The organism is Candidatus Auribacterota bacterium (assembly GCA_026392035.1).
Taxonomy (GTDB): domain Bacteria; phylum Auribacterota; class Tritonobacteria; order UBA1439; family UBA1439; genus JAPLCX01.
The window spans coordinates 1-12,129 of sequence record JAPLCX010000033.1 but is presented as its reverse complement, the minus strand read 5'-3'; the positions used below and the strand labels follow the sequence as shown (position 1 = coordinate 12,129).

Genomic DNA, 12,129 nt, shown 5'->3' with positions numbered 1-12,129 from the left:
GGAAACGGGCTCGGGATGGAGCAGCAGGCAAGTCACGAGTGCTGGCGTGAACGGAGCAAGCAGTTGAACCCGCGCATGCGCGAGGGAGGGACCAGATCATGTCTATTGACTCCGCGCCTTTGATGGGTGACCCCTTACCACTGTGGTTCGATTTTGCTTGCGTTCCCGGTAAATTTCTGCTAGTCTTAACCAAGTTTGTTTGTCCAATTTATCCGCGTGCGCGGTTGATATAGAGATGGTTGCATACGAAAGGAGAAAACAATGAAAAGTTTAGCTTTTTACGCCGCGTTAGTGGCCGTCGTTGCATTGTGCCTGCCGGCGTGGTCGGCTGCACCGATAGTCAAGTGGTCTCAGCCGGTAGACACAACGAACCCCGTGGGACAAATCTCAGAAACGTGTCCAGTGACGGTACCGTCTCCTGGAGTCCAGGACGATCGGTCCGCCGATGACTGGAAGTGCACGGACGGAACCCCGATCACGCACGTTAGGTGGTGGGGCGATTATCACCGGTATCTTGATACTACTAGCGGTACTGTGGATCCTCCTACCTTTCTGCCGACCTCTTTCATCCTGAGGCAGTACGCGAACGACGCCACGGATCCCGCGAATACCATACCGGGAGCCCTGATCAAGGAGGTAGAGATCCCCATCGCCGACTGTAACCAGACCTTTGTCCAGACGGTGTATTCCGCATCCCTTGACTCCCATATCCACATCTTTAGCTACGAGGCCACGCTGCTGATGCCCTGGACGCAGGAGAAGGATTCGATCTACTGGCTCTCGATCCAGGCGAAGTTCGCCTCGAACCCGCAGGAGCAAGTGCCGATACCCTTTATGAACTGGGAATGGCTGAACACGCCGCTTGGGGATTTCCTGGGCACGGGGCTGGTTTCCTACGATGCGGGGTTGACCTGGACGAACCCATTTGCCCCGGACAAGCACAACTTCGCCTTTGAGCTGATGGTCCCGGCACCGCTGGTCCTTCTTCCGAGCACATTGACAGTCGGCCAGAACTTCTCGGTGTACCTGGCACTGACTCAGGATATCACCCAGCCGTTCGACTTCTATATCCTCGCCGACACCCCGGCAGGGCCCTACACGCTCTACCTGAACGGCAAGATCAAGAAGGGGATCACGCCGCTCTACAAGAATGTGCAGAGCTTTACCAAGGATTTCATCACGACGGTGCGCCCTGCGGTCAAAATCCCCGCATCCATGAAGGGGAAGACGATCACCTTCTATACCGTGATAGTCCAGGCAGGCAAGAAGCCGCCGGTGAAGAAGCTGTCCGATCTCACGTCGACCACCCAGTATGTAATCCTGATGGATAAGGGTGCGGCGGTAGTCAACTGAGCGGGATCGGTTTTCAAATTAAATCAGGGGGGCCTTACGGCCCCCCTGATTTTTACTCTATATATTCCCACTCGCAATGATCCAGACAATGCGCCCCCCCGTAGCCGACTAACCCCCCGCGTCATTGCGACCCCGCCTTGGCGGGGGAAGCAATCCCAGTTCAATGTGAGATTGCCACGTCGGCCCCGCTGAGCGGGCCCTCCCCGCAATGACAATTTCAAAAAATATTGAAGGTGTAATGCGTAATTCCCCTCATAGCTTGTGTTTTCACAGCGCCTGTAATAAAATAGAGGCGGGAAACGGGAACAGATAGCATGAATTCTATCACGTAAAGCATTTCTCTTAAATCTTTCGCGAATTCCGCTTTGCAATCAATGAGGAGGAGCAATGCTTAAGGAGAGAGAAGTTCTGGAAGTTGACGTCCTTTTTGTCGGCGCGGGTCCCGCGTCGCTGGCGGGCGCCGTAAGGCTGATGCAGCTCCAGGAGGCGCACAACAGGAATGTCGCCGAGATGGGAAGGGGAGAGAAACGAGAGCTGCTCGTCGCCGTGATTGAGAAATCGTCAGGGCTCGGGCGGCACAATCTCTCCGGGGCGATCCTTGATCCCCGCGCGCTGGACGAGCTCATGCCTGATTGGAGGGAGCAGGGGCCGCCGATCGAGGGAACGGTCAGCTCGCACGAAGTGCGCTACTTTTTCAAAAGGTGGAGTCTCAAAGCCCCGATCACCCCGCCCCCACTCGCCAACAAGGGCTATTCAATTATTTCACTCTCCCGATTCACCGAATGGATGGGAAAGAAGGCGGAGTCGCTCGGGGCGAACATGTTCGATCATTTCCCGGCGAAAGAGTTTCTCTGGGAGGGAGAAAAGGTCGCCGGCGTGCGCTGCCAGGACAGGGGCGTGGATAAATCGGGCAGGCAGAAGGAGAACTACGAGCCGGGCGCGGAGATCAGGGCGCGGGTGACCGTGCTGGCGGAGGGGACGCGCGGCTCGCTCACCAAAGAGCTTGTCAGGAAAAAGAATCTCCTCGAGGGGAGGAATCCGCAGGGTTACGCCCTGGGGATCAAGGAGGTGTGGCGGGTGACGCCGGAGAATGCTCGCCCGGGCCATGTGAGCCACACCATGGGTTTCCCGCTGGACTTGAAAACATTCGGCGGCGGCTTCATCTACCACATGAGGGACAACCATGTCGCGCTCGGCCTTGTGATCTCCCTCGACTACCGCGACCCGCTCCTCGATCCGTACGAAGTAATGCAGCGGTTCAAGTGCCACCCGTACCTGAGGCGCCTCCTGGAGGGGGGCGAGCGCGTCGCGTACGGCGCGAAGACAATCCCTGAGAGTGGGTACTACGCGCTGCCCGCCCTCGCGACCGATGGCTGCCTCGTCATAGGGGACGCCGCGGGGTTCGTGAATGCCCAGCGCATCAAGGGGATTCACCTCGCGATGAAATCGGGCATGACCGCCGCCGAGGTGATCTGGGACGCGATCGAGGAGAAAAATATTTCCGGCGAGTTTCTCTCGCGCTACGAGAAGAGGATGGCGGAGTCGTGGGCCGGGAAGGAGATGAGGAGGGTCCGCAACTTCCATCAGGCGTTCCACAAGGGCCTCATCTCGGGAATGGTCAAGGTGACGCTTCAGTACGTGACCCGCGGCCGGGGCCTGGTTGACCCGATGCGGGTGGATGAGGACGCAAAGTCAATGCGGTCGCTTGAGGCATACCACGGCGGGGCCCGGGCGAAAGAGCAGATGAAGTATGATGGGAAGCTCGCCTTCAGCCGCGAAGACAATGTCTTCTTTTCAGGCACGGAACACGAGGAGGATCAGCCATGCCACCTCGAGGTGCCCGATACCGCGCTCTGCTACGGGCGGTGCGCCGATGAGTTCGGCAACCCCTGCCAGTACTTCTGCCCGGCGAAGGTGTATGAGTTCGTGGGGGAGGGGAAGGAGCGGAAGCTCCAGATAAATTTCGCGAACTGCCTCCACTGCAAGACGTGCGATGTCAAGGACCCCTACGGCAATATCGTCTGGCACTGCCCCGAGGCGGGCGGCGGCCCTAAATATAAAAATATGTAGTCGGGTGAGGATTGGGCGGAGTATAAAAAAGGTGAGAGTCATCGGGGTCGATCCGGGGACGAAGAGCTTTGACGTGTGCGGGCTGGACGACGGTCGGGTGGGTCTCGACTTGAGCTATCCGGCGGAGACGGTCGCCGTCCGCCCCGAAGAGATTGTGAGCGAGATCGAGAAGTTCAGGCCCGATCTCGTGGTGGGGCCCTCGGGGATGGGCATCCCGACAAAGCGGGTGAGCGAGATGACCGCCGCCGACCGGTTTGAGCTTTCTATCGAGAGGGCTGGTGACACTCACGAGATAGGAGTGCTTGCGGGATTGAGGAAGATGGTGGGCATGTTGGGGAGGAGCGGAATGGACGTCCGCCTCATCCCCGGAATCATCCACCTGCCCACGGTTCCCGCCTTCCGCAAGGTGAACAAGATAGACATGGGCACCGCTGATAAGATGGCGATCGCTGCACTCAGCGTGAGTGTGGACGCGGAGAGGGAGAACCTCTCGGGCTACGACGGCGTAAATCTGGTGCTCATCGAAATCGGTTTCGGTTATAATGCGTCCGTCGCTGTAAAAGGTGGGAAAATCGTCGATGGGATCGGCGGGACGAATTTCCCGGGACCGGCCTTCCTGAACATGGGCGCCCTTGACGGCGAGGTCGCGTATCTCATGGGAGAATTCAGCAAGACTGTCCTGTTCAGCGGGGGTGTGCGTCATATCCTGGGCGACCATATTATTGATCCGGAGGAATTCGCCGCCGCGCTTGAACGCGGAGACGAAGCCGCGCAGTTTGCCTTCGACGCGTATGCCGAGGGAATCCTGAGGGCGGTGGCCATGGAGATGCTGTTCGCCGATACGTCTCGAGTCTACCTCTCCGGACGGTTGAGCCGCATCCGGACGCTGCATGAGAGGTTGACGCGGGTGATTCAAAAGAAGTGTGATGTGGAGGTTCGCTCCCTCGAGGGGTTCGCCATGTCCGCCAAAGAAGCGGCACAGGGGACCGCCATCATTGCCGACGGCCTTGCCGGGGGCAGGTACGAGAAGCTCGTGGAGCATCTCGAGATCCGTAACGCGAGCGGCAGCCTGTTCGACCAGATCTATATTCCTCACCTGAGGTCACGCCTGTGAAGGCGCCTTATTTTATTGACTGGGCCATCACCAGCAAGTGCAATCTGAACTGCGTCCACTGCCCGGGGATGATGGGGGACGACCTCTCCACGGGCGAGGCGAGGACGCTCATCGATGCGATCTCCGCGCTCGTGCCCGGCTGGGTCATCCTGGAAGGGGGAGAGACTTTTTTAAGGGATGATATTTTTGAATTGATCGGGCTCATGAAAGAGCGGGGGCTGGACGTTCATGCCATCACCAATGGCCTCGTGCTCGATGAAGGGATGATCGAAAAGCTCGCCCGGCTCAAGGTGAAGGTGCTCTTCAGCATCGACGGCGCCGACAAGCGCACCTATGAGCGGATCAAGACGGGGGCATGCTGGGAGACGATGCTGCGGAACGCGCGCCTGGCGGGACGCGCCGGTATTCTCCATGGGGTAACCACCGTTTTTTCCCGCGCCAACAAGGATCAGATCGGGGACCTGGTTCGTCTCGCCGAATCGCTGGGGGCGAAGGCGCTCGTCATTATCGGCATTGAGCCGTTCTCTCCCTGGAAGGATTTCAGCGCGATCGCGCCCACGGCGGAAGAGTATCGCGCGGCGATCGAACAGGTCGCCGGGCTCATGCGGACGAGTCCGGTGCAGATATTCTTCGATGAGCCGTTCTTTGGCGCGGTGGTCAGGGAGCGCGCGTGGGGCAGCGGATGGCCCGCCGGCCGGAGCGGCATCGTCGTCGCGGAAAAGCAGGGATGCATCTTTGGAGACTACATCTATATACAAACAAACGGGGATGTGCGCCCCTGCATGTTCGCGCCCGCGTCGCTGACTTTCGGCAACGTGCGCGTGAAGCCGCTCCAGGAGATATGGCGTGTCATGCGGGAGAGCCCCCTGCTGAAGAAGATCCGGAGCGCGGCGCTGAGGGAGGGGCCGTGCGCGGCGTGCGGCTATTTTGAGGAATGCCGCGGGTGCGCCTCCCGGATATTCGCGTACAGCGGGGATTTCTTTTTCAGCGATCCCGCCTGCCCCCTCGGGCAGGGGGCGGCGAAAACGGTGTGACCCATGGCCAAGAAGGACCTGTACGACATACTGGGCGTGAAGAAGGGCGCGGGCGCGGAGGAGATCAAGCGCGCCTACCGCGCGCTCGCGAAGAAATACCATCCCGACACCAACCCGGGCAACAAGGTTGCCGAGGAGAAATTCAAGGAGATCTCCCAGGCGCATGATGTGCTCTCTGATCCTCCGAAGCGAAAACAGTATGACCAGATGAAGGATGCTGCGTACTCATTTAACTTCGGTCCGGGCGGCTTTGATGGTTTCCAGAAGGCGGGGGGTAAGGGGTTCGAATTCGGAGACTACGGTGGCTTCGGGGACATTGGAGACATCTTCGGCTCCTTTTTCGACAAGGGGAGCCATTCTCGTCGGGAGCGCTACGGGCCGCGCCGCGGTGAGGATCTGACCTGCGAGATTGAGATTCCGTTCGAGGAGGCGATCAAGGGGGGGAAGAAGACAGTTACCATTCCCCGGGAGGAGAGTTGTCCCTCGTGCGGCGGGACGGGGGCGAAGGCCGGATCGCGCGTTCAGGAATGCCCCGAGTGCCGCGGCACGGGCACCGTCTCCATTGCCAAGGGAGGATTCGCGGTGAGCAGGCCCTGCCCGCGCTGTTACGGCAGGGGGCACATTATCCAGCAGCCCTGCCCGGCCTGTGACGGGAATGGGACAGTGACGCATCAGAAAAGAATCTCCGTGAGGATTCCCCCAGGTGTGGATAACGGCTCGAAGATAAGAATCGCGGGGCAGGGGGAGCCCGGGGTGAGCGGGGGGCCGCCGGGAGACCTGATTTTGATTGTCCGTCTCGGGAGCCATCACTTTTTTGAGAGGAAGGGGCAGAACATTTACTGCGAGATCCCGATCAATTTCGCCCAGGCCGTACTCGGCTCCGCGATGCGCGTCCGCACCATGAAGGGCGCCGCGGTGGTCAAGATCCCGCCCGGTGTGCAGACGGGGACCTCGCTCCGGCTCAAGGGCCGCGGCGTCGAGGGGGCGGGGGGCCAGCGGGGGGACATGTTTGTCAAGCTCAAGGTGGCGACGCCCCGCAACCTCACCCCGCGTCAGCGGGAGGCATTGGAAGAGTTCGCCCGCGAGGCGGGACTCAAACACTGAGAAAAAAGTTTGAGCCGTGTGAGCTGTGTGAACTGTTTGAGCCGCTTAACGCTTCAAACGATTCAGATTGTTCGAACGGTTCACACGGTTCAAACGGATAGAACAAGCGTTCACGGAGGAACACAACCATGACAAAGCATCCAAAGAAGGAAGCAAAGAGGATCAAACCGGCAACGGTCACCGCGGAGCTCATAAAATCGGCGCTCAGCATCGCCCGCAAGATATCCGCCAGGGCGCTCTTCGTGTACGGCGATGTGCCCATCAATCTTGAAATGCTCTCCCACAAACAACCCAGATTGAAGGTGGTGCTGGTCTCGTCCAAGCCGGAGATCGTCGCGCGCGGCGCCGAACTCTTCGCGCATGCGCTCCAGCTCCCCGATATTCCGCTGTCCCGCATCGGGCAGGTCAAGGTCAGCATCATCATGGCGCTCTCTGGCAAGATCATCAGCCCCAAGGACAGGATCGTGTTCCTCGCGGGCGGTCCTGGAAGGGAAGCCCTTGACGCCGTGGTGGTCATAAACGTGGGGCAGGAGTTCTCGCTCGCCTCCCCCGAGGCCCTCAAGTTCACGGACGACATTGATCACATGGTCTTCGATCAGCTCGTGCGCCTTGCCATCGGTATTGCCAACGAGGGGCGCGAGGGGCATTCGGTGGGCACGATATTCGTGCTCGGGGACACCAAGGAGGTGCTCAAGCATGTGGAGCAGATGATTATCAACCCGTTCAAGGGGCATGCGGAGGAGGACAGGCAGATCCTCAATCCGGGAGTGCAGGAGACCATCAAGGAGCTGGCCCAGCTCGACGGCGCGTTCATCATCAAATCGAACGGCGTCGTGGAGACTGCCGGGGCCTACATATCGGCGCAGATGGTTCCCGCGGCGCTCCCCCAGGGATTGGGGGCCCGCCACTACAGCGCCGCCGCGATCACCGCCGCCACGCACGCGATCGCAATCACTATATCACAGTCAACCGGCGACGTGTATATCTTCAGAGAGGGGCAGATCGTCACGTGTATTGAGAAAAACCCAGGGTGAGCTCGTCCTCTCAGCCACCTTTCCCCTCCCACGAGTAGGGGGGGGATCAAGGGGAGGGGGCCACTGTCTCGCAAGGAGGATAAATAGTGAAACAATTCTGTCTCACTTTATGCATTATCGCAAGTGTGCTTTTTATCTACGGTGCCGCCTTTTGCGATACCGAAACACCCACCCCCACTGAAACTCCAACAGAAACACCTACACCAACTGATACGCTGACTCCCACAATCACGCCGACTCCCACAGAGACATCCACGATTACGCCCACGCCAACGGAGACCCCGACAATTACGCCAACTCCAACCAGTACGCCAACCAGTACGCCGACGAGTACGCCGACGAGTACGCCGACGGTGACGCCGACTCCCACCCCCCTGCCGTGGCCGATGTTTCAACACGATGCAGCCCACAGTGGCCAGAGCGCTAGTCCCGGTCCATTAATTCCCATGCTCGACTGGTCATATGCGACGGGATCTGCTGTTGGTTCATCTGCGGCAGTAGGCGGCAGTGGGTATATCTGTATCGGGGGAGAAGATAGCAATGTGTATTTGATCAATTCGACCGGCTCACTCCTATGGAGCTATAAAACAGGAGGTGCTATCCAGGCTTCGCCTCTGATTCTAAACAATGCGAGTGGCAGTGCAACGATATACACGGGCTCGCAGGATAATAGAATATACGCGATTACATTGAACGATTCATTTCCCTGGAGCTATACATTTTGCTGGAGCTACGCAACGGGCGGTGCGATTAACTCTTCTGCTGCCCCCGGATCTGGCGGGGGTATATATGCGGGCTCCCTCGACAAGAACTTGTACGCCATGAGTTCCACCGGCTCGCTCCGGTGGAGTTGGACGACGGCAGATAGGATTTATTCTTCTCCTGCCATAGACAGTGCTGGGGTGATCTATTTCTGCTCGAATGATTTAAATCTTTATGCGGTGAATGCGAATTGCTCCTCCTCCTGGAGTTATGCGATAGGGTATAGTGGGCTACGATCTTCTCCCAGTGTCGATAATACGACACGGAGTATCTATGTTGGTTCTGATGATTATAATTTCTATGCTATCAACTCTAAAGGCACGTTGCGTTGGACCTTCCAGGCAGGCCCTATCTATTCTTGCGCCGCGAGAAGTGCCGGAGGGATGGTGTATGGAACCGCCCTCGACGGGATAGTATATGCCATTAATTCCAATAGGACCCTCGCATGGACGTATGCAACTGGCGATAAGATCTTTTCTTCTGTCGCGATAGACGCAGGGGAAAGGATTTATTTCGGGTCTGATGATAATTGCTTCTATATCCTCAATTCCGACGGATCGCTGTTCTGGAGTTTCGTGACCGGAGGCAAGGTCGAGTCCTCTCCCGCGATCGGTTCAGACGGCAAAGTGTATGTAGGTTCTTATGACCGTAATGTCTACTGTGTTGTTTCCGCCCCGACGCCTACACCAACAGCAACACCTACCACCACTCCCACTCCCATATCATACCCGTACGTCGCGATCACCGTGCTGCCGAATATTCACGGGAACTACGATTTTGGAAAAGGTGACAAGGTTGTGCTCTCATGGGAATCCCACCTTGATCTCTACGGATTAGAAAACACGCGAATGAACGTATATCTCGGCGCTGTCCTTGATTCGTCGTACAAAAACACCGTCGTCACTATGGAGCAGATCGCATCCTCGGGAACGATCTATATCTTTGACTCCCGGCTCAAGCCATCGCGCGTTGTCCCGCCCAAAGCGCCGGCTCACACGTGGGAAAATACCAGGATCCCAGGAACGGGGACGATTGTCTTCACGATGCCGCGAGGGACAGCGGGGGATTGGGTTTTTGCCACGGCCTTCTCACACAATGGGCAGTACGCAGCCTCGCCCCCCGTGGTGGTGTCCAATCAGTTCACAATACACTGAGGATAACAGCGGCGCCACGCCGGACAAGATGAATGGAGGGACAGGATGAAAAACGAGAACCTCTTCCATATCGCCTTCGCCGATGATGTCATCGCAGGCAGGACCACAGACGTCTATTTCAAGCGCACGCTTGAGATCCTCAAGGCGCGGCAAATCAACAGGCGCGTGGTCGCGGAGGTCAGGGCAAAAGAACTCCCCTCGGGACATCCATGGGCGGTGTTCGCCGGCCTCGAATACGTGCTGCGCATGCTCGATCCTCTCGGTGTGGAGATCGAGGTACGAGGCCTCGACGAGGGAACAGTCTTCGGGGCGGGGGATGTGGTGTTTTCCATTGCCGGGCGCTACAACGATTTCGGTGTCTACGAGACGCCGATCCTGGGATTCCTCTGCCAGTCTTCGGGGATCGCGACGGCAGCCGCGCGCTGCAGGAAAGCGGCGGGCGACCGGACGATCCTGAGCTTCGGAGCGCGGCGGATGCATCCGTGCCTCGCGCCGATGATCGACCGGAATGCAGTGGCCGGCGGCGCGGACGGCGTGTCGGTGGTCGCCTCAGCCGAGCTGCTCGGCCTCGAGCCCACCGGCACGATGCCGCACGCGCTCATTCTCTGCGTCGGCGATACGGTTGAGGCGAGCAGGGCATTCCGCGAGGTCATCGACCGAAAGGTGAAGTGCGTGTCGCTCATCGATACCCTCGGCGACGAGAAGTTTGAAGCGCTCAATGTCGCACGCGCCCTCGGCAAGGACCTCTACGCCGTCAGGCTGGACACGCCGCGCTCGCGACGGGGCGACATGCCGGCGATACTCCGGGAGGTGAGGTGGGAGCTCGATCTCAACGGGTTCCGCCGCGTGAGGCTCTACGTGAGCGGCGGCCTCGATGAGGAGAAGATACTTGCGCTGAATCCATGGGCGGACGGCTACGGCGTGGGGACGAGGATCGCGAGTGCGCCGGTGGTGGATTTCGCCTTCGACATTGTCGAGATTGACGGCAGACCGATGGCGAAGCGCGGCAAGGAAGCGGGCGCCAAGAAGCTCATGCGCTGCGCGCGCTGCTTCAGCCGCCGCAACGTGCCACTCCGCGCCGCGCGGTCCCGCTGCGCATGCGGAGGGACGATGCAGAACATCCACCGGAGATTTATGACCGGCGGGCGCATCGCGGTCAAGCTCCCCACGGTTCACCAGATACGCGCGCGGACGTTGACCGAGCTCCGCCGCGTGGAGCTATAGGACTGGGTTTGAATTGTCTGAGCAGTATGAGCCGTTTGAACCGTTAAACGTTTCGCGGTTCAAACAGTTCAAACCATTATTTGTGTCTAATTTTCATTGCGTGGGGTCTGGTTTCTTGCTATCACAATGGATGTAGAAAGGGTTGGAGGAGATGCCTAAAAGGATCAAGAGCACCACGGCGATACTCGTCATTGACATGCTCAATGACTTCGTCCTCAAGGGGGCGCCCTTGGAGGTTCCTCGGGCGCGGCAGATCATTTCGCATATTAAGAAAAGACTCGCCCGGGCGGCCCGGGAGCACGTGCCGGTGATCTACGTCTGCGACCGGCATCGGAAAGAGGATCCGGAGTTCAAGGTGTGGCCGAAGCACGCGGTCAATGGTTCTTCGGGGTGCGAGATCATTGCCGAGCTCAACCCGCGCAGCCGCGACTATATCATAGATAAGACCACGTACTCGGCGTTCTATCGCACGAAGATGGAGAAACTCCTCAGGAAGCTCGGGACGCGAAAGGTCGTCATCACGGGACTGGTGACCGAGATCTGCGTCCTCTACACCGCCATGGAAGCCTGCATGCGCGGTTTTCATGTGGAAGTGCCCGGGGACTGCGTTGCGGGCATGACCGACGCCGACCATCGCTTCGCCCTGAGGCAGATCGAAAAGTACCTCAAACCTTACCAGGGGTAGGGCAAATCCCAAACCCCAAAACATCTTTTGCCAAATTGTCATTGCGAGTCCCGCGGTGTGGGACGAAGCAATCTCCCATTGAACTTCTCGGTGTTCCTATCACAATCCACTATATAAATCCATCCACTCAGGATTCATATGCTCAATGAGTTGAATTTTCTTCTGCCTTGAGCCAGCCTTGATTTGCTTTTCTCTTCCGATGGCATCCCTGGTATCGTCGAACATCTCATAATGCACTAGTTTAACGACATTATATTTTTTTGTGAAACCGTCCACTAATTTATTCCTATGCTCATACACTCTCTTCTTCAGGTCACTTGTAACTCCCGTATAGAGCACAGTATTGTTCTGAATCGTCATTATATAAATAAAGTAGAGCTTGTTCATGATGAGATTGCCACGTCGGCCCCGCTAAGCGGTGCCTCCTCGCAATGACAAAAATGAAGTATGTGTCTCACTGCTGTCCAAGATAAATGACTTTTCGGTGGACCCCCCTCAAATATAAGGGCTAAAACGGCGTTTTGGACGATTTTGCGCCTGGTTCATTTTGAGGTCTCAGAAAATGCTGTCCAAGAAATCAGTCCCAAAGATCGAG

At 58.0% G+C, this 12,129-nt stretch carries 10 protein-coding genes; 9 read left to right on the top strand and 1 reads right to left on the bottom strand.

Annotation, left to right across the window (positions count from 1 at the left end; translation table 11 throughout):
- Positions 1–261 precede the first annotated feature (261 nt).
- The 9 genes from NTX71_03360 (at position 262) to NTX71_03320 (ending at position 11,534) form a co-directional block, all read left to right on the top strand.
- Complete coding sequence (locus tag NTX71_03360; protein MCX6338942.1) at positions 262–1,353, top strand: hypothetical protein; 1,092 nt, start codon at positions 262–264, stop codon at positions 1,351–1,353.
- Positions 1,354–1,740: 387 nt separating this feature from the next.
- Positions 1,741–3,423, top strand: a complete 1,683-nt coding sequence (locus NTX71_03355; protein MCX6338941.1) for an electron transfer flavoprotein-ubiquinone oxidoreductase — start codon at positions 1,741–1,743, stop codon at positions 3,421–3,423.
- A gap of 31 nt (positions 3,424–3,454) precedes the next feature.
- Positions 3,455–4,537 carry a DUF1464 family protein gene (locus NTX71_03350; protein MCX6338940.1) on the top strand — a complete coding sequence of 361 codons (1,083 nt, stop codon included), beginning with the start codon at positions 3,455–3,457 and terminating at the stop codon, positions 4,535–4,537.
- Positions 4,534–5,571, top strand: coding sequence for a radical SAM protein (locus NTX71_03345; GenBank protein MCX6338939.1), 1,038 nt, complete (start codon positions 4,534–4,536; stop codon positions 5,569–5,571). The genes NTX71_03350 and NTX71_03345 overlap by 4 nt, the downstream gene beginning before the upstream one ends.
- A gap of 3 nt (positions 5,572–5,574) precedes the next feature.
- Positions 5,575–6,675 (top strand): molecular chaperone DnaJ, encoded by a 1,101-nt coding sequence (gene dnaJ, locus NTX71_03340; protein ID MCX6338938.1) that lies wholly within the window; start codon positions 5,575–5,577, stop codon positions 6,673–6,675.
- Positions 6,676–6,803: 128 nt separating this feature from the next.
- The gene (locus NTX71_03335) at positions 6,804–7,709 is read left to right on the top strand and encodes a diadenylate cyclase (protein ID MCX6338937.1); all 906 of its coding nucleotides are present in this window, start codon (positions 6,804–6,806) and stop codon (positions 7,707–7,709) included.
- A gap of 86 nt (positions 7,710–7,795) precedes the next feature.
- Entirely contained in the window at positions 7,796–9,625 is a 1,830-nt protein-coding gene (locus tag NTX71_03330) for a PQQ-binding-like beta-propeller repeat protein (protein MCX6338936.1), read from the top strand.
- Positions 9,626–9,670: 45 nt separating this feature from the next.
- Positions 9,671–10,849 (top strand): nicotinate phosphoribosyltransferase, encoded by a 1,179-nt coding sequence (locus tag NTX71_03325; protein ID MCX6338935.1) that lies wholly within the window; start codon positions 9,671–9,673, stop codon positions 10,847–10,849.
- A 151-nt stretch (positions 10,850–11,000) separates the two neighbouring features.
- Positions 11,001–11,534: a cysteine hydrolase gene (locus NTX71_03320; GenBank protein MCX6338934.1), complete on the top strand. Its 534-nt coding sequence runs from the start codon at positions 11,001–11,003 to the stop codon at positions 11,532–11,534.
- A 99-nt stretch (positions 11,535–11,633) separates the two neighbouring features.
- Here NTX71_03320 and NTX71_03315 read toward each other — a convergent pair whose 3' ends face one another.
- Complete coding sequence (locus NTX71_03315) at positions 11,634–11,921, bottom strand: GIY-YIG nuclease family protein (protein MCX6338933.1); 288 nt, start codon at positions 11,919–11,921, stop codon at positions 11,634–11,636.
- Positions 11,922–12,129: the final 208 nt, after the last annotated feature.

Bases quoted from the DNA above. Each gene is read 5' to 3' on its own strand.
- NTX71_03360 (MCX6338942.1), top strand. From the start codon at position 262: ATGAAAAGTTTAGCTTTTTACGCCGCGTTAGTGGCCGTCGTTGCATTG.
- NTX71_03355 (MCX6338941.1), top strand. From the start codon at position 1,741: ATGCTTAAGGAGAGAGAAGTTCTGGAAGTTGACGTCCTTTTTGTCGGC.
- dnaJ (MCX6338938.1), top strand. From the start codon at position 5,575: ATGGCCAAGAAGGACCTGTACGACATACTGGGCGTGAAGAAGGGCGCG.
- NTX71_03335 (MCX6338937.1), top strand. From the start codon at position 6,804: ATGACAAAGCATCCAAAGAAGGAAGCAAAGAGGATCAAACCGGCAACG.
- NTX71_03325 (MCX6338935.1), top strand. From the start codon at position 9,671: ATGAAAAACGAGAACCTCTTCCATATCGCCTTCGCCGATGATGTCATC.
- NTX71_03320 (MCX6338934.1), top strand. From the start codon at position 11,001: ATGCCTAAAAGGATCAAGAGCACCACGGCGATACTCGTCATTGACATG.
- NTX71_03315 (MCX6338933.1), bottom strand. From the start codon at position 11,921: ATGAACAAGCTCTACTTTATTTATATAATGACGATTCAGAACAATACT.